Origin of the sequence: Methylobacterium sp. OAE515 (genome assembly GCF_041806315.1) — a bacterium.
In the GTDB taxonomy this organism is placed as follows: domain Bacteria; phylum Pseudomonadota; class Alphaproteobacteria; order Rhizobiales; family Beijerinckiaceae; genus Methylobacterium; species Methylobacterium tardum.
In genome coordinates, this window is sequence record NZ_JBGMUV010000001.1 from 1,346,992 (window position 1) to 1,373,553 (window position 26,562).

28 protein-coding genes and 6 pseudogenes are annotated in these 26,562 nt (G+C 64.6%); 9 read left to right on the top strand and 25 right to left on the bottom strand.

All coding sequences use genetic code 11. The features are described 5' to 3' along the window. The first annotated feature begins 110 nt into the window (after positions 1 to 110). Complete coding sequence (locus tag ABIE45_RS06625) at positions 111 to 974, top strand: transglutaminase family protein (RefSeq protein WP_192711700.1); 864 nt, start codon at positions 111 to 113, stop codon at positions 972 to 974. A gap of 454 nt (positions 975 to 1,428) precedes the next feature. Here ABIE45_RS06625 and groL read toward each other — a convergent pair whose 3' ends face one another. The 4 genes from groL to ABIE45_RS06645 all read right to left on the bottom strand — a co-directional run bounded on the left by groL (position 1,429) and on the right by ABIE45_RS06645 (position 4,386). Continuing rightward, positions 1,429 to 3,066 carry a chaperonin GroEL gene (gene groL / locus ABIE45_RS06630; RefSeq protein WP_373622213.1) on the bottom strand — a complete coding sequence of 546 codons (1,638 nt, stop codon included), beginning with the start codon at positions 3,064 to 3,066 and terminating at the stop codon, positions 1,429 to 1,431. Positions 3,067 to 3,165: 99 nt separating this feature from the next. Further along, positions 3,166 to 3,453: a co-chaperone GroES gene (groES, locus tag ABIE45_RS06635; protein ID WP_192711770.1), complete on the bottom strand. Its 288-nt coding sequence runs from the start codon at positions 3,451 to 3,453 to the stop codon at positions 3,166 to 3,168. Positions 3,454 to 3,778: 325 nt separating this feature from the next. Further along, positions 3,779 to 4,201, bottom strand: coding sequence for a response regulator (locus ABIE45_RS06640; RefSeq protein ID WP_192711769.1), 423 nt, complete (start codon positions 4,199 to 4,201; stop codon positions 3,779 to 3,781). After that, the gene (locus tag ABIE45_RS06645) at positions 4,198 to 4,386 is read right to left on the bottom strand and encodes a DUF3606 domain-containing protein (RefSeq protein ID WP_192711768.1); all 189 of its coding nucleotides are present in this window, start codon (positions 4,384 to 4,386) and stop codon (positions 4,198 to 4,200) included. Before ABIE45_RS06645 ends, ABIE45_RS06640 begins: the two co-directional genes overlap by 4 nt. A gap of 254 nt (positions 4,387 to 4,640) precedes the next feature. Between ABIE45_RS06645 and ABIE45_RS06650 the strand changes: the two genes are divergently transcribed. Continuing rightward, entirely contained in the window at positions 4,641 to 4,856 is a 216-nt protein-coding gene (locus tag ABIE45_RS06650) for a hypothetical protein (protein WP_192711767.1), read from the top strand. 470 nt (positions 4,857 to 5,326) lie between these two features. On the opposite strand, the gene ABIE45_RS06655 is transcribed toward ABIE45_RS06650, so the two are convergent. Then, entirely contained in the window at positions 5,327 to 5,695 is a 369-nt protein-coding gene (locus ABIE45_RS06655; protein ID WP_192711766.1) for a hypothetical protein, read from the bottom strand. Between the two features lie 647 nt (positions 5,696 to 6,342). On the opposite strand from ABIE45_RS06655, the gene ABIE45_RS06660 reads away from it, so the two are divergent. Both ABIE45_RS06660 and ABIE45_RS06665 read left to right on the top strand, forming a co-directional pair. After that, entirely contained in the window at positions 6,343 to 6,558 is a 216-nt protein-coding gene (locus ABIE45_RS06660) for a hypothetical protein (RefSeq protein WP_192711765.1), read from the top strand. 187 nt (positions 6,559 to 6,745) lie between these two features. Next, positions 6,746 to 6,880, top strand: a pseudogene (locus tag ABIE45_RS06665) (class II aldolase/adducin family protein); the annotation flags it as partial. Between the two features lie 34 nt (positions 6,881 to 6,914). Here ABIE45_RS06665 and ABIE45_RS06670 read toward each other — a convergent pair. The 9 genes and pseudogenes from ABIE45_RS06670 to ABIE45_RS06710 all read right to left on the bottom strand — a co-directional run bounded on the left by ABIE45_RS06670 (position 6,915) and on the right by ABIE45_RS06710 (position 14,973). Beyond that, positions 6,915 to 8,183, bottom strand: coding sequence for an NAD(P)/FAD-dependent oxidoreductase (locus ABIE45_RS06670; protein WP_192711771.1), 1,269 nt, complete (start codon positions 8,181 to 8,183; stop codon positions 6,915 to 6,917). Positions 8,184 to 8,554: 371 nt separating this feature from the next. Next, positions 8,555 to 9,524, bottom strand: a pseudogene (locus ABIE45_RS06675) (IS110 family transposase). Positions 9,525 to 10,048: 524 nt separating this feature from the next. Then, on the bottom strand, positions 10,049 to 11,434 hold the full coding sequence (locus ABIE45_RS06680; protein WP_192711725.1) for a cupin domain-containing protein: 1,386 nt from the start codon (positions 11,432 to 11,434) through the stop codon (positions 10,049 to 10,051). 373 nt (positions 11,435 to 11,807) lie between these two features. Next, positions 11,808 to 12,005, bottom strand: coding sequence for a hypothetical protein (locus tag ABIE45_RS06685; protein WP_373622908.1), 198 nt, complete (start codon positions 12,003 to 12,005; stop codon positions 11,808 to 11,810). Positions 12,006 to 12,135: 130 nt separating this feature from the next. After that, positions 12,136 to 12,480: pseudogene (locus tag ABIE45_RS06690) on the bottom strand (enoyl-CoA hydratase-related protein); the annotation flags it as partial. 110 nt (positions 12,481 to 12,590) lie between these two features. Continuing rightward, on the bottom strand, positions 12,591 to 13,037 hold the full coding sequence (locus ABIE45_RS06695; protein WP_246695523.1) for a hypothetical protein: 447 nt from the start codon (positions 13,035 to 13,037) through the stop codon (positions 12,591 to 12,593). Positions 13,038 to 13,331: 294 nt separating this feature from the next. Beyond that, complete coding sequence (locus ABIE45_RS06700; RefSeq protein ID WP_192711724.1) at positions 13,332 to 13,922, bottom strand: hemerythrin domain-containing protein; 591 nt, start codon at positions 13,920 to 13,922, stop codon at positions 13,332 to 13,334. A 112-nt stretch (positions 13,923 to 14,034) separates the two neighbouring features. Then, positions 14,035 to 14,745, bottom strand: a complete 711-nt coding sequence (locus ABIE45_RS06705) for a hypothetical protein (RefSeq protein ID WP_192711723.1) — start codon at positions 14,743 to 14,745, stop codon at positions 14,035 to 14,037. A 45-nt stretch (positions 14,746 to 14,790) separates the two neighbouring features. After that, complete coding sequence (locus ABIE45_RS06710) at positions 14,791 to 14,973, bottom strand: DUF3606 domain-containing protein (RefSeq protein WP_003600567.1); 183 nt, start codon at positions 14,971 to 14,973, stop codon at positions 14,791 to 14,793. A 339-nt stretch (positions 14,974 to 15,312) separates the two neighbouring features. On the opposite strand from ABIE45_RS06710, the gene ABIE45_RS06715 reads away from it, so the two are divergent. Beyond that, positions 15,313 to 16,161, top strand: coding sequence for a metal-dependent phosphohydrolase (locus tag ABIE45_RS06715; protein ID WP_192711726.1), 849 nt, complete (start codon positions 15,313 to 15,315; stop codon positions 16,159 to 16,161). 129 nt (positions 16,162 to 16,290) lie between these two features. Here ABIE45_RS06715 and ABIE45_RS06720 read toward each other — a convergent pair whose 3' ends face one another. The 6 genes and pseudogenes from ABIE45_RS06720 to ABIE45_RS06745 form a co-directional block, all read right to left on the bottom strand. Continuing rightward, positions 16,291 to 16,470 carry a hypothetical protein gene (locus ABIE45_RS06720; RefSeq protein WP_192711722.1) on the bottom strand — a complete coding sequence of 60 codons (180 nt, stop codon included), beginning with the start codon at positions 16,468 to 16,470 and terminating at the stop codon, positions 16,291 to 16,293. Next, entirely contained in the window at positions 16,467 to 16,724 is a 258-nt protein-coding gene (locus ABIE45_RS06725) for an amino acid transporter (protein ID WP_192711721.1), read from the bottom strand. The genes ABIE45_RS06720 and ABIE45_RS06725 overlap by 4 nt, the downstream gene beginning before the upstream one ends. Before the next feature lie 254 nt (positions 16,725 to 16,978). Further along, positions 16,979 to 17,230: a hypothetical protein gene (locus ABIE45_RS06730; RefSeq protein ID WP_192711720.1), complete on the bottom strand. Its 252-nt coding sequence runs from the start codon at positions 17,228 to 17,230 to the stop codon at positions 16,979 to 16,981. Between the two features lie 129 nt (positions 17,231 to 17,359). Next, positions 17,360 to 18,235 (bottom strand): ImmA/IrrE family metallo-endopeptidase, encoded by an 876-nt coding sequence (locus ABIE45_RS06735; protein WP_373622214.1) that lies wholly within the window; start codon positions 18,233 to 18,235, stop codon positions 17,360 to 17,362. A 663-nt stretch (positions 18,236 to 18,898) separates the two neighbouring features. Continuing rightward, positions 18,899 to 19,653 (bottom strand): IS5 family transposase gene (locus ABIE45_RS06740; RefSeq protein WP_373622215.1). Its coding sequence is split into 2 segments (ribosomal slippage): positions 18,899 to 19,329 and positions 19,329 to 19,653, totalling 756 coding nucleotides; the frame shifts between segments, so codons are not numbered across the junction. 85 nt (positions 19,654 to 19,738) lie between these two features. Further along, positions 19,739 to 19,978 (bottom strand): annotated as a pseudogene (locus ABIE45_RS06745) (transposase); the annotation flags it as partial. A 45-nt stretch (positions 19,979 to 20,023) separates the two neighbouring features. Between ABIE45_RS06745 and ABIE45_RS06750 the strand changes: the two are divergent. Beyond that, entirely contained in the window at positions 20,024 to 20,227 is a 204-nt protein-coding gene (locus ABIE45_RS06750) for a hypothetical protein (protein ID WP_192705998.1), read from the top strand. 271 nt (positions 20,228 to 20,498) lie between these two features. Here ABIE45_RS06750 and ABIE45_RS06755 read toward each other — a convergent pair whose 3' ends face one another. From ABIE45_RS06755 to ABIE45_RS06765, 3 genes and pseudogenes are all read right to left on the bottom strand, one after another. Beyond that, positions 20,499 to 20,888, bottom strand: a complete 390-nt coding sequence (locus ABIE45_RS06755; RefSeq protein WP_192705999.1) for a carboxymuconolactone decarboxylase family protein — start codon at positions 20,886 to 20,888, stop codon at positions 20,499 to 20,501. Beyond that, positions 20,824 to 21,252: pseudogene (locus ABIE45_RS06760) on the bottom strand (MerR family transcriptional regulator). The gene ABIE45_RS06755 and the pseudogene ABIE45_RS06760 overlap by 65 nt, the downstream one beginning before the upstream one ends. Positions 21,253 to 21,307: 55 nt before the next feature. Further along, complete coding sequence (locus ABIE45_RS06765; RefSeq protein WP_192706000.1) at positions 21,308 to 22,171, bottom strand: autotransporter domain-containing protein; 864 nt, start codon at positions 22,169 to 22,171, stop codon at positions 21,308 to 21,310. On the opposite strand from ABIE45_RS06765, the gene ABIE45_RS06770 reads away from it, so the two are divergent. Both ABIE45_RS06770 and ABIE45_RS06775 read left to right on the top strand, forming a co-directional pair. Then, positions 22,149 to 23,147 carry an autotransporter-associated beta strand repeat-containing protein gene (locus ABIE45_RS06770; protein WP_192706001.1) on the top strand — a complete coding sequence of 333 codons (999 nt, stop codon included), beginning with the start codon at positions 22,149 to 22,151 and terminating at the stop codon, positions 23,145 to 23,147. The genes ABIE45_RS06765 and ABIE45_RS06770 overlap by 23 nt on opposite strands. A 662-nt stretch (positions 23,148 to 23,809) precedes the next feature. Continuing rightward, positions 23,810 to 23,908, top strand: a pseudogene (locus tag ABIE45_RS06775) (AraC family transcriptional regulator); the annotation flags it as partial. A gap of 375 nt (positions 23,909 to 24,283) precedes the next feature. Here the strand turns inward: ABIE45_RS06775 and ABIE45_RS06780 are convergent. After that, complete coding sequence (locus ABIE45_RS06780) at positions 24,284 to 24,847, bottom strand: DUF308 domain-containing protein (RefSeq protein ID WP_192706002.1); 564 nt, start codon at positions 24,845 to 24,847, stop codon at positions 24,284 to 24,286. A gap of 164 nt (positions 24,848 to 25,011) precedes the next feature. Here ABIE45_RS06780 and ABIE45_RS06785 point away from each other — a divergent pair, with 164 nt between their 5' ends. Beyond that, positions 25,012 to 25,881 (top strand): AraC family transcriptional regulator, encoded by an 870-nt coding sequence (locus ABIE45_RS06785; protein WP_192706003.1) that lies wholly within the window; start codon positions 25,012 to 25,014, stop codon positions 25,879 to 25,881. Between the two features lie 378 nt (positions 25,882 to 26,259). On the opposite strand, the gene ABIE45_RS06790 is transcribed toward ABIE45_RS06785, so the two are convergent. Further along, positions 26,260 to 26,538, bottom strand: a complete 279-nt coding sequence (locus tag ABIE45_RS06790; protein ID WP_192706004.1) for a hypothetical protein — start codon at positions 26,536 to 26,538, stop codon at positions 26,260 to 26,262. Positions 26,539 to 26,562: the final 24 nt, after the last annotated feature.

Genomic DNA, 26,562 nt, shown 5'->3' on the forward strand with positions numbered 1-26,562 from the left:
ATCCCGGCAAGCCGATCGCGCTCCGGATCAGGATAGGGCCGAATGCATGCTAGGCTGCGTCGGAATAGCTGGCGCGCCGCGCGGACGTGAAGAATTGAGAGGGCGATTCTTTGGTCGAGCTTCGTATTCGCCACCGTACGACATACCTTTATCGCCAGCCAGTCAGCCTCGGACCGCATCGGCTGATGATGAGGCCGCGGGAGAGCCGAGACCTGCGCCTGCTGTCGAATGACATCAGCCTATCGCCGGACGCGACTCTCACCTGGGCCTACGACGTCGCCGGCAATGCCGTGGCGACTGCGACGTTCGGGTCGTTGGCCGAGCGCCTTGTCGTGGAAAGTGTATCGCGGGTCGAACTCTCGGCCGCGGCCTATCCGGTCTTTGCCATCGCCGGTTCCGCCATCACGTTTCCCTTCCGGTACACCGACGACGAATGGACGGACCTCGGCAGTCTGACGGTTCGGCAGTATGCGGAGGAATCGCCAAGCCTGAGGGTCTGGGCGCAAGGGTTCGTGGCGGCCTATCCGACCGACACGCTGTCCTTGCTCAAGGACCTGAATGCGGGGGTCGGCAGCACCATCGTCTACCGGGTTCGGGAGGACGAAGGTACGCAGTCCCCGAGTGAGACCCTGTCCCTCGGGGTGGGTTCGTGCCGGGACTTGGCGACGCTCCTCGTCGAGGCGGTGCGCAGCCTCGGCTTCGGAGCCCGGGTCGTCTCAGGCTACCTCCATGACCCGTCGCGAACGTTGCTCGGCTCTGCGGATGCTGGAGCCACGCATGCCTGGGCAGAAATCTTCCTGCCGGGTGCGGGGTGGGTCACATTCGATCCGACGAACCAGAGCGTCGGCGGCGCGAACCTAATCCCCGTCGCGGTCGCACGCGACATCAGGCAAGCTATGCCGCTGATCGGAAGCTTCGTCGGGCCGGCAGATGCCTTCTCGGACATGTCCGTAGAGGTCAGCGTCGACGGGTAGGCGCCAAATGCTGGTTGTCGAAGATGACGTCGAGGTTGGCATGCTGATGGTGATCCGCGTCTGTTGCATACGCTGATCCGGACAAGGCTCGCCGAGGGTCGATAGGGGCGTTCATCCTGCGTGGAGTTCCGACGGCGTTCGTAGTCGGCAGGGGCGATAGCGACGTCGGGATTGGTTCTTAAATCCCTTGACGGACAACGGACGCGAACGGCACGGCTCGCCGTCTAAGGTCGAAAATCCATACGATGACGCAGCGACGCGCCGTGTTCCTGTTTGAGCTCGGCTCGCGACGCGCCAAGCGAGCGGTCATCATTGACGGCCTGAAAACCGTAAGTGCGGCGCGGAGCTGTCGTTAGTCTCAGCCGACCAATCCACCACTCAGCGGTGCTCCAAAGCGCTCTCCAAACAGCCGCATCGCGGCATGCCGGAGAGCGCTTTGAGTCTGTTTGGCAGGTCAGAAATCCATCCCACCCATGCCACCGCCGGCAGGCATGGCAGGAGCCTCCTTACGCGGAGCCTCGGAAATCATCGCCTCGGTGGTCACCAGCAGGCCGGCCACGGAGGCAGCTCCCTGGATCGCTGCACGGACTACCTTGGCCGGATCGACGATGCCGGCCTGGATCATGTCGACGTACTCTTCGGTCTGGGCGTTGAAGCCGAAGGTCTCCGACGAGGTGTTGTCGGTGATTTTGCCGACCACGATCGAGCCCTCGACACCCGAGTTCTGGGCGATCTGGCGCAGCGGGGCCTCGAGAGCCTTCAGCACGATCTTGATGCCGGCCTGGACGTCGGGGTTGTCGTTCGAGAGGCGCTGAACGGCTGCCTTGGCGCGCAGCAGCGCGGTGCCGCCGCCCGGGACGATGCCTTCCTCAACCGCCGCGCGGGTGGCGTTGAGGGCGTCGTCGACGCGGTCCTTCTTCTCCTTGACCTCGACCTCGGTCGAACCGCCGACGCGGATCACCGCGACGCCGCCCGCGAGCTTGGCCAGACGCTCCTGCAGCTTCTCACGGTCGTAGTCCGAGGTGGTCTCCTCGATCTGCGCCTTGATCTGCGAGATGCGGCCCTCGATGTCGGACTTCTCGCCGACGCCGTCGATGATCGTGGTGTTCTCCTTCTCGATGCGCACGCGCTTGGCGCGGCCGAGCATGGGGAGCGTCACGTTCTCAAGCTTGATCCCGAGATCCTCGGCGATCATCTGGCCCTTGGTCAGGATCGCGATGTCCTCGAGCATCGCCTTGCGGCGATCACCGAAGCCCGGCGCCTTGACGGCCGCGACCTTCAGGCCGCCGCGGAGCTTGTTGACCACCAGCGTGGCCAGAGCCTCGCCCTCGATGTCCTCGGCGATGATCAGGAGCGGCTTGCCGGTCTGGACCACGGCCTCAAGCACCGGCAGCATGGCCTGGAGCGAGGAGAGCTTCTTCTCGTGGATGAGGATGTAGGGGTCCTCGAGCTCGGCGACCATCTTCTCCGCGTTCGTGATGAAGTACGGGGAGAGGTAGCCGCGGTCGAACTGCATGCCCTCGACGACGTCGAGCTCGGTCTCGGCGGTCTTCGCCTCCTCGACCGTGATCACGCCCTCGTTGCCCACCTTCTGCATGGCGTGGGCGATCATCTCGCCGATCTCCTTGTCGCCGTTGGCGGAGATCGTGCCGACCTGGGCGATTTCTTCCGACGAGGCGACTTTGCGTGAGCGTTCGCCGATATCCTTCACGACTGCGGCTACCGCCAAATCGATGCCGCGCTTCAGGTCCATCGGGTTCATTCCGGCGGCGACGTACTTCACGCCCTCGCGGACGATGGACGCGGCCAGCACGGTCGCAGTGGTGGTACCGTCACCGGCCGTATCGCTGGACTTCGAGGCCACTTCGCGCACCATCTGGGCGCCCATGTTCTCGAACTTGTCGGCGAGCTCGATCTCCTTGGCGACCGTCACACCGTCCTTGGTGATCCGCGGGGCGCCGAAGCTCTTCTCGATCACGACGTTGCGGCCCTTCGGGCCCAGCGTCACCTTCACCGCGTTGGCGAGCAGTTCGACGCCACGCAGCATCTTCTCGCGGGCATCGACCGAAAAGCGAACGTCTTTGGCGGACATGGTGGGGCGCTCATCATCTGTCGTTTGACCCCGAGGCACGCCACAGCGGGCGCCTCAAAGGGCAGGTCGAGGATCAAGGCCGTTGCGGCCTGATCCGAGCTAGGCGACGACGCCCAGGATGTCGGATTCCCTCATGATCAGGAGGTCCTGACCGTCGATCTTGACCTCGGTGCCGGACCACTTGCCGAACAGGACGCGGTCGCCGGCTTTCACGTCGAGTGCGTTGATCTTGCCGGCCTCGTCCCGTGCACCTGGCCCCACGGCGACGACCTCACCTTCCTGCGGCTTCTCCTTGACCGTATCGGGAATGATGATGCCGCCCTTGGTTTTCTCTTCGCCTTCGATGCGACGGAGCACCACGCGGTCGTGCAGCGGACGGAATTTCATTGTGAGATCCTGATCGTTCCCAAGCGAGATCCAACCGACATGGTTGGCGCTGTCGCGGGAGAGGTAGCGGCGAAGAGGAGCATCGCGGCCCGATCGATGCACCTTAGCACTCGTCATACGGTAGTGCTAATCCTATTCCGGCAACCAAATCCGCCTTTTCACCTGTCGGGATACCTCGGAGAAGCGGGAGCATCAGTTCAAACATTACAGCTGCACGCCGCCTGATTCAGTCCGCTGATACTGTCACGATTCGGGTCATTCTCCCGCAGCTACACGTCCCGCCGTGCTCGTCGGTGTACCCGTTTAAGCCATCGCCGTTGGCGGCCTAGATGCCGCCGCTCTGCTGCGACACGAAGTCGAACACGTTGGCGGTGAGCATGCTGGGTGCGTACGGCTTGGCCATGAAGCGCGCGCCTTCTGGCAAGTCGGCGGCTTTGGGGTAGCTCTGGCCTGACACGATCAGCAAGCTGATCTCGGGCCACCGCGCCGAGACTGCCTTCGCCAGCTGATGGCCGTTCAGGTCGCCGCGACACATATCGACGTCAGTGATCATCACACGCACGTCGGTGCGAGTCCCGAGTACGCCAAGCGCCTCGCCAGCGCTGCGCGCTTCGAACACGACCATTCCGGAATCGCCCAACATCTGGGCCATGTCCATCAGCTGCACTGCATCATCGTCGACGATGAGGACGCCGAGCTGGTGCAAGGCCAACTTTGCCCGTTGGTTTAGAGCAGCGGGGGCCGTCATGATCCGGACGGCCCGCTTAGGTGGCTTGAGAGGGTGGTGATTCGGGAGCCGACCATTCTCACCGCCTTGCGCAGCTGCGCGTCCGTCACGCCGAAACGCTCGGACCAGGCAGCTCGAACGACGTGATCATGAATGTCGATATGGATGGCGGCGCGACTTTGATCGGCTGTCGAGCTGAACGGCATGGGAGCTTCGCGACTTCTCACGAAGACCGCGCCTCAGGTATTCTGTTGGATGGATGATTGCCAACGTGGGACAACCGGCAGGGTTGCATCGTTCCCTCGCCGAATGCTGCTACCTCTTCGCGGACTGACAGCGGCTCCCAATCGCGGCTTCAGCGACGGATGAGCGACCGTCGTAGATCCATGCAGATCGAGGCCCGCGTTCGCATCACACAATGCGATGTGACGTGTATGCTTAGCGCGCAGCAGGAGCGACCATGAACTACACATTCGAGTTTTACCGCATCAGGCCGGGCGATAAGGCGCATGCCACGCTAGAGCGAATCCAGCAGGAGGCATCGGATCTGGATGCCGCGATGATGAAGGCTCGTTCTTTGTTCGGGTCTTTGGACCTCCCGCAAAAGCCTGATGGCGTTCGCATTCTCGATGAAGGCGGAGCCGAGGTCTTCGTGTGGAACCCGGGAGGACACTGAGGCCGGCCGGATCTGAAACATCACGGGCAGCATCGCAGCCAGGTCTGATCACGGCTGGCGAGGCATGTTGCCGCTCCGCAAAGCTGGGGCCAACCAAATATGCGATGCCGCCCAACATGCAGCGTAGGGAAGGGTTGTTAACCTAGTCTCAACAGTTGGTCACGCTCGCGCGGCTCCTCATGGCGGAGTATGCTTGGCGCCAACTGAGGAATATGGGACCCGGAATGCGCACGCTCGAGCTTTATGCCAGTCCTGATGGAGACCGATGGGACTAGATGCGCAGTTTTAAGGGCGGCCTCGCTTTCGTCCGACACTCGGCCAACGAGGCGTTCGGTGAAACCGTCACTGATATCGACCTCGGCTCATTCCCAGCCCTCGGCCCCGACAACCCTGAGCATCGCGAGAGTCTTCCCGGAGAGGTATCACCCAGCAGAGCCACGCCGGCGGTCGCCGAGATCCTGTCACGCCGTTTAGATTCCCACGCTCGCAGCACCGGCTTCAGCCGCCTGTTTGACGGTTGCCCCCCTGCGCAGCGCCTCGGCTATTGTGGACGATGCTGTGTCGATCGCGCCGGCCCGCTCGTCCCCGAAGTCACGCATGCTGTTTGTCTCGGTACCCATCCGCGCATGGTAATTGTCGGGGAAGCGCGCGTCCATTCGCATCTTCAGGATCTTCGTGGCGGCGCGATAATCGTCATCGAAGTTCCTGCTTCTGGTCGCGGTCTGGCCCCTGTAGGCTCCTGCCTCGTTCTCTTTTCCAATCGAGGTGCTTCTACGCTGCCCCCCACTGCCGAAGAGAAACTGGACGATTTTGGAGAGCAGCCACATGAGTGAGTTCATCGGAGTGTCCTGAACGGGCAGCAGCGGCGGTGCCTTTTCGGAGGCAACGCATACCAGCTAGCTTCGGGCTCAGAGGCGCCGCCATGATGCCCGCTGAGCAGTAGAGCCGAATGGCAGGCCCACGAAGCGGGGCAGCGAGCGAGGCAGACTGAGTGCGTCCAGTCATAGAGGCTTCAAGCCGACTAATTTTCTTCCTATGTTATACAGTCGCTTCTCGTCTTCATGCGCGCATCTTGAAAGATTCGAAATTTTGTGATTATCGCGCTGGCCGTGTTTATAAGATTGTATTACAGCATCCATGTGCCGTGAATTGTCTTTGCTGAAGGCTGCTTTCAGGTCGTTGCGGCCTTGAACATTTTCCCCCGAATTCAAACTCCAATCCAAGTCCTCTTTGACCGCTTTCCAATTTGCAGACATTTATTCCTCCCGTGCCCTCTTGTGGAGCTATCGGAGAATACGCTCGTTTTCGGTTCCGTCGAGTCGATGAGTATCCGCTGTCGAGTAGCGGGGGCCGTGCGCTGATCTCACTTGGTGCGAGGCAAGAGATTGCCACCTACCGAGACAATGGCAGGTCCGCGCCATGATGCAGAGGCCTGCATTGGAACGGGAGCCGCCCGTAAGTTGGGGCCCAGGAAGGCGAAAACGAGGTGTTCGGCGCTGGTAAGCAAGCGCACTTCGGGCACGGCGACCGCCAGCAGGACCCGGAAGGCGGCATGACCGGCCGGATGGACGAACGGGCCGGCCGCCCATTCGGCTTTGTCCTGTCCGAGGACGAGGACCGGCGCGAGTGCATCGGTCGGTCGCTCTCGTCGGAGGGCTTCGATGTCTTGGCGTTTATCGACTTCGGCAGTGCGCAGGCGTAGCACGACGAGGAGACGCCGGAGGTCGCGATCGACGCCGCCGCGGCCGGTCACGGATTAGAGATCGTCGCCGAAATCCTCGCTGCGCGGCGGGCGCATAATGTTAATCGCCTGATCTCGCTGTCGGACGGCTTCGAAGCTGGGACCTACTTCGCCGCGCACTGCTTCAGCGTGAAGGGCTCGCATCGCCGAAGTGACGGCGTCGAGCCTACTCGTCTGCGACTTCGACGGGCATGTCCGTGAAGGGAATGGGAAGCCGGAGGCGACGGCGTTCCATATCCATGACCGGCCTCACCGATCTCGTCCAAGGGCGCGAGCCGAATTCCAGCGCAAGCCTTCCGATGCCGCCCGCAATGGCTTCAAGCGGAACGCACGAACCGACCAGTGGGAAGTCTCGCCCGGAGTGCTCCCAGAGCCTCGTTGGCGGCCCTTCGCCCGCTGTCGTGGGCCCCGTGGGCGGTCGTGAAGTCGAAGGGGTGCGTCGCCTCGCCCGCGAAGAACAGCCGGTCCTCGAACGGCCGGGCCAGCCGCGCCCTCGCGTTCGATTGCCCCGGCAGGGCGCAGCTATAGGCGCCGCCGATGGACGCCATTCGGCTCCATGACGTGGCCGCAAACGGTCGGAGGGTCGAGGCCACATCACTCCCGAACAGGGCGCCCAACTCGGCCGTAGCGCGGGCGAAGCCGGCGGCCGGGCCTTCCTCCTCCAAGATGCGGGCTCCTTCGCCGCCGAGGAACGCCTCGATGACCGGCCAGCCGTTGGGCCGGATGGAATACGCGGCTGACCGCGCGTCGCGAAGGTTGCCGTAGGCGTGCGAATCCGGCTCGAAGGCGGCGTCGCGCCCGATCTCAAGGAAGACCTTCTCGTTACGACCGAGCGGCAGGGCGGCGGCCGCATCGCGCCAGGGCTCGGTTCCCGGGGGCAGGCGGATGGCGTCGCCGGCCAGGACCGCGGTCGAGACCGTGAGGATGGTGGCCTTGGCGCGGACGGTGCCGGCGCGCGTCGAGACGGCGACGCCGTCCGCCGTCAGTTCGATCCGGCCGACGGGGGTCGCCAGACGCAGCACCACCGAGGGCGGGAGGCTGGCCGCGACGAGCGTGCCGTAGCCGAGCGGCAGGTTCCAGTTCTGGCCCGTCGAGGCATCGTCGTAGGCCACGTAGTCGGTGGCGGAGATGCGCTCCGGCGCGACCCCGCTCATGAAGCCGGCGATGGCTCGCACGTAGGCGTTCCACTCACCCCCGGGCTCCAGGGCATCGCTCGCACGGTCGCTGCCCTGCGCGACCGCCCGGAGCCGCTCCTCCCAATCGCCGAACGCCTTCCGGGCCGCCTCCTCGTCGTCCTCGTCCCAGGCGATGCCGGGATGCGCCTTCGCCCACGGCGGGTCGGTCCGGTCGACCGGGAAGCCCGACGCCTCGGCGATGTCGACCCAGGCGTTGCGGTCGCCCGAGTGCAGCCATTCGCAACCGAGGTCGAGCGGATAGCCTCCGAGATCCTGGGTGAAGGCGCGGCCCCCGAGCCGCAATGACGCCTCAAGCAGGATCACGCCCACGCCGCTCCTCGCGAGGTTCCGCGCCGCGCCGATTCCGGCGGCTCCTCCGCCTACGATGATGACGTCGAAATCGCTGGCCATGTGGACGTAGGTGAGACCGACCGTCGGATGACACAAGCACCGAGGGTCGCGGAGAACGACCTGTTGAAGCCGATGAACGCTACTCGGGCTTACGCGCTGGGCTGCTCGAACGTCCTGTGTGGATGGCTCCCGCATTGCAAGTGGCGAATTGAGCTTCTGACGCGTTGGTCGGGTGCAGTCTTGTGTCCGGCTGTTGATGCAGTCGTTCATGTTGACCGCTGGCCCTGATGGTATCCGCGAGCTGGGTCCCACTCTGCTTTGCGGGCTATGATGCCCTGGACAGGCGGCGGGGTGTCCCGGCTCCCGGTCTGACCGGTTCGCCATCAACTCTCATCGTCCTCGCAACCTGGAAACGTCTCCCCTGCGTGCTGTCAGGCGGCCGTGGCCGCCGGTGCGCGGTAGGTGCCGCCGCGGGTCATGATCGCCCAGGCGACCCGCGCCGTGCGATTGGCCGCCGCAACAGTCACCACACGCACCGGCTTACGCTGCAGCAGCGCCGGCAGCCGCGGGTCGACCGAGGTCGGTGTCGTCTTCGCACGCCGGATCAGAGAGGTCATGCCGACTACGAGCAGCCGGCGCAGGTAGCGGTCGCCCATGCGCGAAATCCGGCCCAGGCGGTCCTTGCCGCCACTGCAGTTCTGCAGCGGTGTCAGGCCCAACGAGGCCGCGAACTGCCGACCGGAGCGGAAGCGCTCGGGCTCGCTCACCGAGGCGGCCAACGCGGTGGCCGAGACGATGCCGACACCCGGGATCGTCGCCAGGCGCTGCGACAGGTCGCTGTCCCGATGCCAGGCGAGCAACTCCTTCTCCAGTCGGGTGAGTTGGATCTGCAAGGCACCGATCTGATCGGCCAACCCGGTCACCACGCGCTGGGCTAACGGCGGCACCTCGGCCGCGTCTCCGGCCGAGAGCCGGGCCGCCAGTTCGAGCGCGTGCCGCAGGCCCCGCGCCATCTCGATCCCGAACTCGGCGAGCAGGCCGCGGATCATGTTCACCAACTGCGTGCGTTGCTTGACCAGCAGGTCGCGCGTCCGGTGCAGCGCCAGCGCCGCCTGCTGCTCGGTCGACTTCACCGGCACGAAGCGCATGCTGGGGCGCGTCACCGCCTCGCAGATGGCAGCAGCGTCGTTCGCATCGGTCTTGCCACGCTTGACGTACGGCTTCACGTAAGCCGGCGGCATCAGCCGCACGTCGTGGCCGAGCTTCATGAGTTCCCGGGCCCAGTGGTGCGCCGTGCCGCATGCCTCCATGCCGATCAGGCTACGCGGCAGCTTGGAAAAGAACGGCGTGGACCTGAAAGATGCTCTTGGCCAGATCGATGCCGACGGTGGTGATCTCCATGAGAATGGCTCCTGCATCTGCGTGGCTGCTGTTCGACAGCAACCACATCTTGGCACCGAGATGCCGTCAGTCGGAGCGGGAGCCATCCACCCCATCTGCTTTCGCGGCGTTCCGGGTATTGAACCGAACGCAAGGTGATTCATCGCATTTGGGGGACGCGGCTCACAAGCTCGACAGCCGCCCGCCTCCCAATCAGCGCGCTCGCTCCAAGCCGAGCCGCGTCCTCGTCTGGTTCACGCTTCCCAAGATGAGGGCCTGTCCGTCGCGCCACACGACGCGGCACGCCTCGTTTGCCCTGCCCTCAACAGGCTCCACCGAGATCACGGAGCGTGGATCGATGCCGACCATCCCCCAATCGCCGGCTAGATCGAGGTCGACACGGGTTCCGGTCAGCGGCGCGTCCGCCGATTGTAGGTCTACCGCGTTCCGCGGCTGATCTGTTCCGATCCCCGCGACGGAGCGGCTTGCCGTTGCGCAGAGGAGCAGGGCCCCGACCGCAACCGCGCGACGCGACGCCGCCATGGTCAGGCGGATCGCGCGAAGGCGATCGGCTCCTTCGGCAATCTCGCCAGCTCATCCTCGCGCAAACCAAGATTCGCCGCGATCACCTGCCGAGGGGCCAGCGCCAGCCACTGCGAGAGCGAACACTCCTGGTGCGCAGGGCTGTCGTGCACGCCTACAAACGTGCAGGGCTCGCTCCCGATGTTCTCGATCATGTGCGCGGCGGCTTTCGGGAAGTATGCACAATCGCCCGGCATCAGCTCCGCCGTGGCGAGCCGCTTCTCGGGCTCGAACACCGTCACACGCGTGCGGCCTTCGAGCAGGAAGTGCCACTCGTTCGCCCCGGGGTGCCAGTGCGGCGCGTGCAAGGCGCCTGGAAGCAGCGTCTCGCTGAAGCCCGTCATGGTGGTCGACATCGGGAAGGCCTGGGCGGGCGCAGCGCGCAGTGTCCCGGCCGCACGCGCGATCATGGGCTGAGCCTGGGCGAGGGCGAACCGATGGGAGGCCGCAGCGTTCACGCGACGCTCTTCGCGCGCGACGGCCCCGTCCAGCGGGATGACGGGCCCCTGCGCGATATAGACCTCGCCCTCCGGCAGGTTGCGGATGACCGTATCCGGTAGGCTGAACGCGGCCTGCAGGGTCGTGGGGTCGAGACGACTGAGCCAGTCACTCAGGCCGAAGGTGCCGTGATCCCCGTACAGGCCGTCATCAAACGCCAGGATCGCGTGGCACGGCGTCTCGCCGAGCGTCGGGATCGCGTGGGCATGGCCGGCGGGAAACGACCACGTGTCACCGGGACCGAAATTGACGACCTCGAGGCCGCCGTCGGGATCGATGATCGTCACTTGGCACTGACCGGCGATGATGTAGGCCCACTCTGCCGAGGAGTGCCAGTGCATCTCGCGCACACCGCCCGGATTGAGGAACAGGTGTGCGCCCGCGATGCCGGTCGCGATCGGCAGCTGACGGGCGGTCAGATCGCGGGCCCACCCGCCCGACGTCGCCTTGATCGCCCCCCCGTCGAGGTGCCCGGTGAAGGCCTGGGCTGCACCGGTCTTGCGCGGGATCGTCCGGACGAAGCTCGAGGAGGACGACGCGTTTTTGCCGTCTGCCCGACCGTCTCCGTCGGCTCCAAGCGCCCGGCCGGACACAATGGTGCCGACGCCGAAGGCGAGGCCGCCGAGAAAAAAGCGCCGCTCTGTCTCCACGTGCCCCTCCGGTCCGGCACGGCTCGCCGCCGATCCGGGGTGTTGCGCGCAGCGCGGTGAGAGAACGTGTAAGCGCTGCCGTGACGATGGGGCTACATTACTGCCAAGGCTCCATTTGTCTTCCCTCGAATGGATGATAGAACGTATTCGATAGAAAATTGATCGGCGATATTCGGCAAACGCTGTTGTGTCCGGCGACAAACGACTGATGTCATTCCACGCGGAGCGTCTCGATCTCGGCCCCCGCTTGGACGGCGAAGAGGGACAGGTGTTCTGGAGCAAGCCTTGGGCTCGGCGGGGCTCCGAGCAGCCACCAGGGCAGAGCCGCTTGCGCAGAGATCCTCGGGGCGTCCAATGACACGGCGCTCGAACCGCGGTGCACCGGTTGGATGAGCTCCACTATAACTCTGAAGGGCTGAGATGGGAGCTAAGCAGTTGGCCAGTCCTGGCCGATAGCGGCACGGCAGCTTTTGGGTGCGTTGCTGGCCACAGCAGACGGTGAACGCCTCCTCTCCTCAACGGTGTTTTCCTCGGAGGAGAGGTCTGTAGCTCTTGTTCTATGCGGATCGTCCAATCAGGTTCTCAACCAAGCCGAGGATCGCTTGTCGAGAAAGGCCCGAACTCCTTCGGCGAAGTCTCGGCTGCCGTAGCAAGTGCGGATGCCGTCGCCCCCGTCGATGTTGGGATCGACGGCGAGCGCGGCCAGCATTTCCCGGGTGACGCGCATGGTCACCGGCGCCTGGCCGAGCAGGCGCTGGCAGATCTGCGCCACGGTCGCCTCCAGCGTCTCGGGGCTGGTGATCGCGGCGCGGTAGCCGAGCGGCTCCAGGCTCTCGGCCGTCGGCCAGGAGGAGCATGCGTTTGACGGTGCTCAGGCCCACGTCGCCGTGAGACGACGCAAGTTCGCGGCGACAGGCAGTTGCCGAGGGTCCGGGCGATCGGAACGCCAAACCGCGCTCCGGCCGCGGCGATGCGCAGATCGCAGGCATTGGCCATCGCAAGACCGCCCCCGACCGCCAGAGCCCCTCGACGAGAGCGATCGTCGGGACACGCACGCGTTTCAGCGCGGCGACACAGGTATCAATCTGCGCCTCGTAGGCCACCCCGTCATCCCCGGAGAAGCCCACGAACTGCTCGATATCGGTACCGGCGACGAAGGCCTTACCACCAGCCCCGCGCAGGACGGCGACGCGGATCGCCGGGTCGTCCTCGATGCGGGCGAGCCCGGCAGCCAGCTCTTCGTACACACGGCAGCCGCGGCCTCGGCACGGCGTCCCAACCAGACTTCCTGAAGCTTAATCCCCAAAGGAAACAGCGTGAGTCCGAGTTCATCACGCCAAAGGCCGACCCAGCGGGTCTATGGCTTACTTGCGGCCTTCTTTGACGGCTCGGCCGGTTTGATGCTTCCCGTCTCGGATACTCGATCACGAGCTTGATCGAAGCGCTTCTTCGAAGCGATAAGCTCGCGCTGTGAACCGGCTAGCTGCCCCTTCGCTGCGTCACGAGCCGCGATAGCTTGGCCGAGTTCCGCGCGGGCAGAGGCGAGTTTGCCCTGCCACTCACGAACGAGCTCGATGCTCGCCTGCTCCGACTCTTTCTGACGGCTCACTAACCCGTCTCGCTCCGTCTGAAGGAGGGCGACCTGAGTGGTGAGATCGCGGTTGGCTGAAGCTTTATTCGCATAGGCTCCCCAACCCGCTAGGGCGTAAACCCCCAGGATCAGGGGCAGCAACTGAGCACGTGTCGGCTTCCATGCAAAAAGCATCTGAAGTTTCCAGCGCAGCAGTTCGAGCAGGCGAGGCATGGACCGGTTGTCTCCCGTCTCGAGTGGGCGGACCCCGTTGGTCCGAACGGCTAATCGATCAGGCCCAGAACGATGCCCGCGCAGAGTTAATGCTTGTTTACGGCGCACATCATCGGGCGGTTTGAGGATGTATCGCGAGTTGCAGAAGTCGGGACTCCGCCGCTTTGCGCCTGGTCAGTCGCGCCGCTGCGCCTCAAGCCGCGCTCATCGAACTCGCGGCAGCGATGCAGCCGTTCAATCTCTACCCAGCGTGTCTGCGCCGGATAGACTTAGCGGTTATGCTGCGGCGCGATCTCAACGCGTAGATGTGACGAGAAGCTTCCGCCCTTTGGCCGAGGCCGAACGCCCAGCAAGGTAGCCGATACCGGCCGCAGCAGCGCAGACGGCGCAGGCCCGTGCGATTCTGGCCAACGTCAGTTTATCGGATCTGCGACCATGCCGTGCCTTCAGAGTTTGCATCTTCGCACGAACGAAGGCGTGTGCGGCGGCATCGACTTGCGCCGGAGAGAGAAGCTCCTGAGCTGCCGGTATCAGCTCCTGAGTGTAACGGCGGAGGTGCTGACCGATCAGAGCGACGTCGAGGATCATACCCGTCTGCGAGGAAAAGCCGCCCTGCCGCGATCTCGCGAGAGCATCAAGTTGCCCGAGGAACTGCGCATGCTCATGGTGCAGGTCCTCGGCGAGTTGGCGTGTCCGATCCAGGTGGCGCAGCGGCGCATAGAGACTGGCCTCCAACGCCTCGGCATGAGCGGCAAGCTCATCGATTAAGCCGCCCAGCACCTCCTCACGGTCGTGGATCGCCGACCCACCGAAAGTGTACCGACTCTCTGCGATCAGATGCGCGAGGTAGGCGTGATCGTGGGCGATGAGCTGCCAGACGTTCATGCGCCGGATCATCTTTGCGGGTGGCCTTGGCCAACCCGGAGGAGGTCGGCTCGTTTCCAACGGGCGATCGGTTGATCCGGCGTCGTAGTACCCATCGAGGTCCGCGGCCTGACTATGCGAGGATGTTGACGGCGCGTGCGGCGACAAGGGCCACAGTAAGCAGGGAGATCAACGCCTCAGCCATCATCAGCAATTTCGCACGCGGCGTCAGCGGCAGCGTGTCAGTGGGTGAGAAGGCGGTGGCGTTGGTGAAGGCCAGAAACAGATAGTCTACGAAGCCCGGCACGAACGGGGCTGCCGCATCCTGCTGCGGAAGCGTCATTTGTGGGAACAGAAAGTCCGGATCCCGCGCACTCGGATGGCCGCGCAAAGCCGCACCACCGCGATCTGTCGTCCAGAACCACAGGGCGAAGATCACGACATTGGTGCCCCAGATGTTGAGGGCATCGATCAGTAAGGTCGGGCCGCCGGCTGCCTTGCCGTTCAGGAGGGCGTGGACCAGGGCCGCGAGGGCGGCGGTGTTGGTCACGGTGACCAGCGCAGTCATGAAGAGTGCCATCCTGCGGATCAGGCGATGGTGGCGGTGGACCTCGGCCCAGTGTGCGTCCGTCGTGGCGCGCCGCGCCCGGCCCTGGTTCCAGGCCGTGGCGGCCGAGAGTGGCACCAGCAGCGCGAGTTCGAGCGTCGGGGCAAGCCAGCGCGGTCCGAGCGAGAAGTCGTTCACAACGAGCAGTTGGAGGGCGGCAACGCAGGCGACGGCGCTTCGGGCCAACCAGAAATCCAGGGCGCTGGTCCGAACACGATCAGGGTGCGGCCTATCCATCAACGACGTCCCCTGAGGAGATACCCTGTTGTGGCGAGCGCCCCCCTAACGCTTTTTGCCCAACTCGGCGGCGATATCCTTGGTCATTCGACCGACCTTCCGATGCGCCGCCGTGAGCTGGTCCTGCGTGACGCCCCAGCGCTTCATCCAAAACTCGACAGCCTTGCGTTCCGACAGATCAAGTCGGTCCTTGTCGATGAAGCCACGTTTGTCTTTAAGGCCGGCCATGGGGAATCCTATCGGTTTGGTTTCACGTGATCTGGAAAGGGTCTCAACCGACCTGGCGGTGAGGCGTGCAAAGGGATGCGAGGAACCGCAACGGCAGCCTAGCCTGACTGGTGCTTCGGCCTCCGGTTGAGGCGGCCGAAACGGCGCTTGATGATATCGGCTGAGCTAGAGAACGAGCGCGGCTACAGCGGCTGTGAAATCATACGAGCCTACCTGGAGCTTGATGCCTCGACGCTCAGAGGGCGAGTTCCCGATATGGGTTGCCGCTCACTTGATGTCATGATGCAGACCGACACGACAGCCAAAATCGGCGTTTGCTCGATGTGCGGGATTCCGGTCATGTTCGATGTGACGAAGATGCTGGCCGACGCGCTCGGCGAGCATCTCGCTCTAACCTATCAGCGCACCTTCGGCAGTCGCGAGCCACGTTTTGCCGAGGTGATCGAGACGTCCGCACGTCTGACCATCGAGCGGATCGTCGGCAGCGATGCGCTCTACCATGACGGCGACCACACGGCTCTCGTCACCCTCGTCGCTCAGGACATCCTGCGCGGCCGGTTCCTCGACAAGGGCATCACGCCGGAGGATTGGCTGCACATGATCCTGGCGGCTCTGTACCATGACATCGGCTACGTGCGTGGTGTCTGCTCAGGCGACCGGGCGAACGCCTTCGTCATCGACGCGCAGGGCACCACCATCGGTCTGCCACGAGGTGCGTCCGATGCAGCGCTGGCACCTTACCACATCGAGCGCTCGAAGCTGGCAGTGCAGGAGCGCTTCGGCACGAATGACCTCGTCGATGCGCAGCGGGTGATCCGCGCCATCGAGTTGACCCGTTTCCCCGTGCCTGCGGACGACGAGCACCGGGAAACCGGGACCGAAGCCGGCTTGATGCGTGCGGCTGACCTGATCGGGCAACTTGGCGATCCGCTCTACCCTCGTAAACTGAACGCGCTGTTCCACGAGTTCGCCGAGGTCGGCCTGGCTGACCAGCTCGGCTATGCGAACCCGGCGGACCTCGCGGAGCGATACCCGGCGTTCTTCTGGGGCAAGATCGAACCGGTCATCGGGGACGCGATTCGCTTTCTCGATCTCACGGTTGAGGGGAGGAGCTGGGTGGCGAACCTCTACAGTCATGTGTTCGCCATCGAGCATGACCGCCGCCGGATGGGACCGCACCCGGGCTGAGCCACGCAAGAGCAAACCTCGCAACTCCTCGCGAAAGCTACACCAACCACCAAGACAAACTCGCTGTCTTGGCGAAATCGGATGATGATCAATTTTATACGTTGGCGGACCAACAGACAGGGAGAGAAACTACTCTCCGGGCACTTTCCGCTCGTCTTGATATTTGAGCCAAATCGCGCGATCCGCTTCAGCGCGCTTGAGGCGGTCGGATTCTCTCTCATGCGTCAGCCACAGGACGACGGCGACCATCGTCGCCAGGACGAGCGGGCCGAGAAAAAGAACAACCATCTGTGCGAGCGTCAGGCTCACGCGCGCAGGGCTCCGAGCAGGCGTCTAGCCACCAGATGTAGTATACCTGCCAGGAGACTCCAACCAACCAGGAGAGTGCTGGCTGTAAGCGCGCTGGCGGTGCCCGAGAAGATTGCCACTGACGGGGAGATGCCGCCGACAGCCACGGAGGCGACTGCGACCCCGTTGACCCACATCGCCGTCAGCTTCGCCCGCTCATTGCGGATCAGCTTAGCGTCGTCGGGGCTGAGTGGCGGGATTTCGGTATCGGCCATGACACGGGGTAGCTCGGAGCAACCGAGGGGTTGAACAGGGGCTCGATCCGTGAGGCCATTTAGAACAAAACAGGAACAAAATCCAGGGTCGATCCTGCCTTTTCGCCGGTTTTGGCGCCACCATCCCCAATATACGAGCGCTCGGCTGTCGGCGGTTATCGGCGGCGGAGGAGGCAGATGGTGAGCGTACGCCGCTTCTTGGATGAGGTCGGCAGGCGCCTCGAAGCGCTTGATATGCGCTGTGGGGACGGCAGCTAGGCCAATCCCAGCTTCCCATGCGCCTCGGCGGGCGTCATCTGCCGAATGGCTTCTTCGGAAAAGCCAAGCTCACGAAGCGCCGCCCGCTGACGGTTCGTGATCATCAACGACACGGCAGGAGACGTCGCAGGCGCGCTGCCCATCGCGTTCAGCTCGGCGTCCTCGGGGAGGCCGACACGGTCGAGGAACGCTTCCTCTGCCGCGGCCTGGTTGAGGAGCGGCCGAAGGCTGTCGTCAGTTCCCGCCATTCATGACCTCATTGCTCCCCGACCGACCTCGGGAGTGCGCCGGATCAGCGACGGAACGGCGGTACGGCCCGCTCTGACGAAGCAGCAGGTTAGGGCCGTCAGGGCTGTCCCGTCAGAGCCGGATCTTGCCTACCGTCGCCCCGAGTGGAAGCGGTGACGCCAGCCCTCATTCAGCCTGCGCTCCTCAGCGCTCTCCTCCGGGACAGCGTCCAGACGCAGCAGGATCATCGCAAAGCCGTTCTGCTGACGGTACACCTGCTCATAGAGGTCTGGCGCGCGGAGGTCGCGCTTCACGTCGATCCAGAGATCGGGACTGCACGCGGCGGTGTCGCTCACGATGTTCGGCCGATGTGGGCTGCTGTGAAAGAGCGAGCCTGTCGGGACCGGGCTGCCGACCGCGCAGGTGATGGTGGGAAAGGAGAGGCTCCGGTAGCACCGCTGCACCCGGCCGTTGCCCGCCACGACGATGGCGATCCGCTCGGGATGGTATTGTACGTAGGCCCGAGCCGCCGCCTCCTTGCCGACCGCGAAGTCGCGCGCGAGCACAAGAACGTGCTCCAGATCCAGCTCACGAAAGGCCGCCATCGCTCCCCGCAGCAGGTGCGGAGGCATCAGCATGAGGGTGGCGAAGCGGTTGGCCTCGACCTCCCTGCGTTTCCGCTGATCGCCCTCCTTCGCTGTGACGCGGAGCAGGTCAGAGCTCTTGCACAGGAACCGCCCGGGCTGATCCGGGACGTGGTGCGCCATCAGGAAGTGGCCGAGTTGATGTGCGATCGTGAAGCGGCGACGCGGTTCGCCCCCGCGCCTGGCGAGGATGGTGCCTTCAGATCGCTTCGCGTCGGTAACGAGGCCACCCTCGAACTCGTCGGTGTCGAGGTCCTGGATCCGGAGGATGCCGAGTCGTGCGCACAGCTCTTGGATCGGCACGGGCACCGGAAGGTTCGGCTCGGCCTGTAGGATGCGTTTGACGAGCGCCTCCGGCGAGCCCGCGTCCACGAGGTCCACCCTGCTGACCGACATTCGCGCAGCCCCTTCCCGTCCCGGAGTCGATCCATCAGGCCGCCCAGCACCCGCGATCCGACTCAGACCGCGTGCATGCGGCCTGAAGCACACCGCGCAGCGCTATTGGCTGATCGTAGCTTGCAACGTCCGCTTACGGGAAGTCGCCACAGTCAGCTGAATGGCCGGGATGGGCGCAAAGCGGCACGTCCGCTTATCGGCGCTGAGTTTGGCCCCAGTGCTGGCGCTGTCATGAGCGAAGGGCCTCGCAATCCGGCAGCACTACCGGATCGTATGCTGATACCCATTGGCCCTGAGAGCGGGTGATCGCGCGCCGTTCTGACCTCTCCCCACGTTTGACGGGTGTCCCGAGACGTTGCTACGAAGTTTCGACTCGGAGCGAGCAAAAGCCTTTAATTTGCAGTGGGCTCGAGCGTGCGGCGGCGAATCCACCCTCTCCGCCAACTATTTATTTTAAATCATTGTTTTAACTCAAGAAATCGGCCCCTTTAAAGCTGCGGGCCCACATTTTCAATTGGCTTGTTTCGGCCATTGGCGGACAATGACCTCGCGCGCGAGGGCCGACGCCTCGCCTCGATAGCAGCGATGAGGCACAGTAGGGTTGATGGTCGGCACGTAGCGGCCACGCTGATCTAGGTCGCGGACTCATTAAGCTCGCAGCCAGACCCGCAGGGCTGCGAGCTTGACGCTGGCTAGGAAGTTGTCGGGATCCTTGTCGTAACGGGTGGCGACTGCCCGGAAGTGCTTGATCTTGCTGAAGAAGCGCTCGACCAAGTTGCGGTACTTGTACAGGAACGGGCTGAACGCCGGCACTCGCTTGCGGTTGGGCATCGGCTTCACATTCGCCCACGCGCCCTGCTCCGCCATCCGAGTGCGAAGCGCGTCGCTGTCATAGGCTCGATCCCCCAGCAGGATCTGGCCCGCGCCCAGACCGCCCAGCATGTCGGCCGCCGCGCGCCCAGCGTGCGCTTGACCCTCGGTGATCTTGAGCGCCACCGGACGGCCGTCGGCATCTACCAGCGCGTGGATCTTGCTCGTCAGGCCGCCGCGCGAGCGACCCATGCCACCGGATCGGCCGTCTTTTTTTGGGCGCAGGCGGCATGCTGGTGAACCCGCACGCTGGTCGCGTCGATCATCTGCAGGTCGCCGTCGTAAGCCTTTGACACCGCATCCAAAAGCCGATCCCAGATGCCACGCTTGCGCCAGCGCCGAAAACGGTTGCCGCAGGTCGTATGTGGGCCGTAGCGCGCCGGGAGGTCGGCCCAGGGCGCGCCCGTGCGCAGCCGCCAGAAGATCCCGTTCAGCACCCGCCGATCATCCACGCGCTCCTTGCTGCGCACGTCCGTCGGCAACAGCGGTTCGATCACCGCCCACTCCGCATCCGTCAGATCAAACCGCGCCATCAAGACCCTCCTGCTCAGAGGGCTAACAACGCCGCGGTTCAACCGTGCCAGCCGTTATCGGTTCGCGACCTAGAGCCTCGCCCGATCATGTAGCAATGGCCACGTCGTCTCCGTATCCGGCGGCGGCGAGGCAGTTGCGGCACTCGTGCGCTGTGAAGCGGGCAAGCGCCTGCCGGATGGCAGCCCACAGGTCGGGCACGGTGCGGGCTGCCCTAGTTTGGAGCAGGCGCTTGAGCTTGGAGACGATCTGCTCGATCGGATTGAAGTCGGGCGAATAGGGCGGGCGGTAGAGGAGCCGCGCCCCTGCCGCCTCGAGCGCCTCACGCGGCAGGCGTTCGCCGATTGGCAAGAGCGGCCGGCCCTGAACCTCATGCTGATGCTCTGGCGCTTCCTCAAGGACCCGACCGACCGCCAAGTTTTGATCCTGTGCGAAGGCTCGGCGATGGACCAGGCGATGCAGAAGCTGATGCCGATGTGCGAGTATGGCTTCCAGGGGCCTGAGGACGGCATTGCGGCCCAGGAGCAGGCTGGCGCGCTGCTCAGCCGTCTTCAGGCCGAGGGACTATATCGCTGACCAGCACCCGGCACCTTGCCGCTTCCACGCCATAGCGGCTGTTTGCAGAAGGGAACGCTACGGAACGAGGCAGGGCGCGGCTTTCAGCGAACGCGCGTATTCCATCATGCGCCTCGGAACGGCCCGCATCCAGGCAGCCGACGATGCAGAAGCCTACCGACGACTTGATTGAGTGGTTTCGCGGTGGTCCGCTTCCGAGCGACGAGCGCATCGGAGCGGACCTCATTATGACATTGGCGTTCGACCCGCCGTAGTCATATCAGTCGAGGTATCATTTCGCGAACACTTCCTTGGCAGCAAACAAGCCGTTCAGAGCCGCGGGAAAGCCGGCGTAGACGGCCATCTGCATAATGATCTCGGTAATTTCCTCGCGCGAGAGACCAACATTAAGGCCCGCCTCAATGTGAACCATGAGCTGCGGGGCCGCGTTGCCCATCGCCGTTAGAGCTGCGATGGTGGCGATTTCGCGGGCGCGCAGGTCAAGGCCGGGGCGGCTGTAGATGTCGCCAAAGGGGAATTCAAGCAGATAGGTCGCGAAATCAGGGGCAATGTCGGCGAGCGAGGCGACGACATTCTCTCCGGCCTGGCCATCGATCTCAGCGAGCGCCCGCCGTCCGCGTTCGAGCCGGCTTTCGCCGCCGCTGTGGTGGGATTTCGTCATAGGCCTGTGTCCTCTCGTCCGGACCGGCGTAGCCGGCGATCTTGGTGTCGAGGACGAGGAGGCAGGCTTGTAGATCAGCCACATGGGCGCGGACGCGCTCACGGTGCTGCTCCAGCATGTCACGTCGCTCAGCCTCCGTGACGCCGCCGCTCTCCCGCAAGGCTGCGTAGCGCAGCATCTCCCGGATCGGCATTCCGGTCGTCTTGAGACGGCCGAGGAACGCGATCTAGGTCAGGATCGATGCATCGTAGTCACGTTGGCTCGATTGGTCCCGGTCGGCATAGGGCAGCAGCCCGATCCGCTCGTAATAGCGGATAGTGTGAGCGGACAATCCCGAATGCTTCGCCAGTTTCCCAATCTTCATGAGCACCGTTCTCGCCACGACGCGTCTGAGGCTAGGAGTTTGAGTGCGCTCTAAGTCAAGGCCCTATTTGAGCCGCTATGGGGAAGCGCTGATAGCGCCGCAGGCAACCGGATTGGGTTGCAAGCAGCCCGTCCGGATCTGGACGAGGCGTCGAGGTGCGATCGCGATCCTGAGCCGGCCATTCCCATAACATGCGGTATGAACCTGGATCTGAAACTAACCCCGCTCGCCAGCGATACGAGAGGCTGCCCTTGACGGCGTGGTCGCTCGTCCGCGCCCCGATCTGGCCGTCGTAGCTCAAACCCATCACTCTTCCCGGCGCCACCGCCCAGTTTAGGCCTGCGGTCACCATGGCCGCGTCCGGGGCCAGCGGCGCGCCGGACGTCCGGAAGGCCGTGCTGCCGCGGAACGCCAGCAGCGCGGCCGGCACCACGTCCCCGAACGCCCGCCGGTAGCCGATCAGACCCTGCGCTAACAGTGGGCCGGCGTTCCCGAACAGATCTGCCACCACTATCTGCGCCTGAACGCCTGCCGTGGCCGTCTCGATCATGTCGGTCCGCCGGAATACTGCCAGCGCCGCCGAGCCGGCCGTCTCGGTAAAGCGGTCCTGGCGCAAGCGCAGCGCCGCCTCGCCTACGAACGGCTCGACGTAGCGCTCCGCCCCGCCGATTCGGTAGCCTACCTCGCCGAAGCCTTGCAGCGTGCTGCCTCCGTCGCGGCCGCTGACTGCCTGCGAGAAGCCCGGGAACAGCACCGTACGGCGGGTGTCGAGAGCGTCCCTGCCATGCATGGCTCCGAGCCGGACCTGCACGGGTCCAAGCGTTCCGGTGACATAAGCGGCGCCGAAGCTGCCCTCGATCCGACCGGGCGACTGGCGGGTTGTCGCGTCGAACTGCGTGACGCCGGAGCCGCCCGCCACGCCGAGGCGTCAGCCGTCGAGGCCGGAGCCCGTCGCCGAGCACGGCCGGGCCGGTCTCGGCGCCGAGCACGAAGCCGCCGGACTCCCGGGTGAGGCGGGCGGTGTTGCGAGTGGCGTCACTCGCACCGAACACCCCGAAGGCTTGGCCCCAAACGGTGTAGCGCGGCGCGAGCGGCCGCACCGGCACGAGGCCGGTGGCAGGTTCGTCCGGGGTGAAGGCAGTGTAGCCGGCCGGCAGGGTGGTGCCGGGGGCGAAGCGCTGGCCGGCAGCGCCTGTCAGGCTGGGACTACCGGCCGAATCGGCGCCGAAGCGCAGGTGTTCGAGCAGGGTGCCCTGCGCGGCGAGGGCGCTGTGCGCCCGCAACATCACCGCCGAGCCCTGGATCTCGCCCGACAGGCTGTTGAGCGCCCGCACGACGCCGGACGCGGTCTGGTTCAGGAGCGCCGTGGTCACCTGCGCGGCCGGGCTCGACACGACCGTCGTCGTGCCGGATTGCGGGAGGCGAATCTCGGCCAACCCTACGGTGCAGTCACGATCGGCGACGGCGCCGCCCTGGAGGCGACGGCGAGCTTCACGTCAGCGCGCCCATTCACCCTGCAAGGTGTCTCGGGTCTGGCCATTGACCCGGCTCAGACCCTGACGGTGTCGAACGTCGTGTCCGGTCCGGGGATTTTGTTCAAGCTCGGGCTCGGCACGTTGACGCTGAGCGGCACGAACACCTCCTCGGGCGGCGTCGTCCTGGCGGGCGGCACCCTCTCGGTGTCGCGCGACACCAACCTTGGCGCCGCCAGCGGTCCCCTCGCCTTCGACGGCGGAACCCTCCAGGTCACCGGTAACGCCTTCACCGCACCGGATGATCACCTACCGGTGTTCGTTCGGCGACCTGGTCACGACCGTGCCGCTGGCATTCCGGGGGACCGGGGCACGGTTCACGAGCCGGGGCCTTCCGATCGACCGGAATGCGCTGGTGAGTGAGGTTGGGCTCAAGGCTATGCTGGCGCCGGGCCTGAGCGCCCGGCTGTCCTATACCGGGCAGATTGGGGAACGCGCCCAGGATCACGCCGCCAAGGGACGCTTGGTGTACAAGTTTAAAAGAAATTGGTCGTGAGGCCTGCCCCCTGAAAACATCCTCCACATGGCGCAAAGACATACCTCAGGGAGGACCGCTTTCTAAGGGAGTGAGACAGTTTTCGGCATGCGATTGTTGATCCATCAAACTATATACAATAGACGATCGAACCTTCCAACCTGCGCTGTTGAATGGCAAGTTGTAGGCCAGGGCTGCGGAGGTAACCTCTGTTCTCGACCGAAGGATGTCATCTTGGTATCGCCTTCCGCCGATGGCGGGAAATGATGTGCAGTTAGATGGTGCCGAACGAGATCCGGCAACTTGACGCTGCGCCATTGCAAGGTCGGATCGAGTTCACCGCGTTCGAACCTTTGCAAATTATGCGAAGCGTTCAGAGCTCCGCTCACACCGAAGTAATACCCGAGGCAGTTCGGCGGAACGGCCGGGACGATTGCCTCTCTGCGCTCTTAACTCAACGCGGCTGCCATGCCGTCCAGCAGAACCAGCGTGAGGCGGTGAGCCGGGGATTTCGTCGTGCTCGATCATCGAACGGGCGTAAGCGAAATTCGGCATGCTGGCTTACGGCTGCGGCTTCAGTAGCCAGGCGCATTTCGCCCGCCGCTTCAAAGATCGCTACGCCATGAACCCGCGTGAGTACCGGCACGCGCACAGGCGGGATGTGCAGTCGGTCGCGTCCGCTTTCCGGCTGTCGTCCTCGTTAGCTGATGGACTTCGTGTGAGCGTCTCGGACGGATGCCGATCTGCCATAGAGCTTCCGGCTGAAAGCCGACGTACCGCAATGCGCCCATCTCGGACGCTCAGCCGTCTCTTGCGGCATCCGCGAAGCGGACGTTTGACCGCCTCGGCTTGTGCGTCCCAGTTGCGCCACTTCGAAGCCGCTGACGGGAGCGGCCGCAACGGGCGCCCGCCACCCAACCGCAGCCATTGGTCGAAAATTCCACGCTGGGCGGCCATAACATCATGGGACGCATCGATGACGGGCTCTGCGCCGTCGCGGAGGAAGGGCTCACAAAGCCATGAGCTAGACAGCGCGACCCTGCGAGGCGTGCCGCGCCCGAGTCACCGTCAGCCATATCGCCGAGACCAGAAAGTAAAAGGCGCCGAAGGCGGCGTAAGGCGCGATGTCCGTAATCCCAGGGACCGTAGGGCCATTCGCCTTCACAACGAAGTGGGTGCCCGCCAGCGCTGACTGCGCCCCGCTCAGGATCATCGCCCACTGAGCGCCCGTGCTCCAGCGCCGAACGCCGGTAGCAAGCTGCAACAGACCAGCCAGGATAGCCCAGGCGCCGAATACGTCGAGCACCGCGTAAGGGCTTTGCCGCAGGGCAAGAGCCGCCGCTAGCGCGGTGACGATGCTGACGACCGCGTTGATGACCTGACTGGGGTTGCGAGCCAGTCCGCCGCTGTGGCGGGCATCGGCGAGGTTTGCGGCGGCATCCCAAGCCGGATAGGCGACCAAGAGCGCTGCCGCGAAAAGAGGCGTGCTGCGCCCGATTGTGTAGGCCGCCGCAACCCAGGCCGCGGCAACGCCCGCGCGAACGAAGTAATAGGAGGTCAACCAGCGTGGTGTTGTAAGAGGTATCATCGCCTTGTCTTTCGTGCTGGGTTATCCGCGCCGAGGATCGGCAAAGCGCCGATCAAGCGGAGCGACGAGTAGGCGCACGGGTGCGATCCCAGAATATCGCTCGCCATCAATGGGATAGGCGCCGTCGTCGGAGGACTTCGTAAAACCCTCAATCGATACAGGCCATGACGGGAACGCGGGAAAACTTGATCAATCCTCCGGACGCCGGTTCGCGCGGCGCCTCCGGCGATCTTCTCTCGCACGTGTTGGCGCAGATCCGCCTCACCGGGGACCAAGTCCAAGCGCGCACCGTCGCGCAGGCGGCCCGGCTGGAGCTTGAGATTGACGCGGCCTATGTCCTTGTAGTCGCGGAAGGCTCTCTTCGCATCAGCGCCGGTGATGCGCTCACCATGATCGACGTGGGCGACCTGGTGCTTCTACCCCGCGGCCCCGGGGCGTCACGCCTTGAGGCACCGCACGGGCAGGCGGTCGCCATCGTCTGCCGATTTTGGTTCGACCCCTACAGCCTGCGAGGCATGATTTCCGCCCTGCCGGAGCGCATCCACATCTGCCACGCCGACGGGGCGGAATGGCTCGACGGTATGGTCCCCTTCATGATGCGTGAGACCGTCGACGCGCAGCCCGGGGCTGCCCTGATGATCTCTCGGATCATCGACCTGCTCGTCATTCGTACCCTGCGCACGTGGGTGCATCTCGGGCACACGTCCGGATGGCTTGGCGGCTTATCCGACGCGCGCATCGCGCGTGCGCTCAAAGTTATGCACGAGCGGCCGATGCGGCCCTGGAGCGTCGAGGAACTGGCCGAGGTGGCGGGGATGTCCCGTTCGAGTTTCGCCGAGCGCTTCACCGAACTCGTCGGACGCGCACCGCTGCGCTATCAGAACGAGTGGCGGCTCGGTCTTGCCCGGGACATGCTCATGCGGCGTGAGGCGCGCGTTGGTGAGATCGGACTGCGGGTTGGCTACGAGTCGGAGGCTGCCTTCAGCCGTGCCTACAAGGCGTTGTTCGGGCATCCGCCGCGGGACGAGGCGTGAGGCTTGCAACCGTTTCACGGCGGATGGCTTCGCCGACGTCCGCTTCGGCGATCGTTAGCCGAGGCAACCGACGACCGACTTGGACCGATAGGCGGCCGTCCGCTGTTCCGGCGACGCTGATCTGAAGCAGCCATTCCCCGTTCGGTCAGACTTCGCCACGCCGGATTGCCAGCGCGCAAGACCGGACGTTCGGCTTGGCGCCCATATCAGCCATCGGGCACGTCATCGGTTGAACCCAGAAGCGGACATGGCAGCGGACGACAACCAAGGCCGCGAGGATCTGCTCCGGATGATCGAGACCGCCTATCGAGCGCCGAGCAGCGGCAGCTAGCCGAACACGCGCAACTCCTGTCCACGCTCTGCTGCTTCGAGTTGGCTCTACGCCGCCGCACGAAGCTCGGCGTCGACGGTAGCCAAGGCGGCCTCTCGCTCGTTGAGTTTGAAAGCAGTGCGGTTGAGCGCCTTGATCCGCTCCTCGACCACCTTCAACGCATCGAGGCGCTCGGTGCGGGCAACGAGGTCCGGATCTTCGCGGGCCGGCTCGCAGTCGAGGATCTGCTCCAAGACGTAGTGGTGTTCGACCTTGGGCAGGTTGCCGACGACGAGCCAGATTAGCCCGATCAGGAATGCCGCGAAGAATAGGGCGACGAACCACAAGCGGCATTGAGCCAGCGCGTGGAA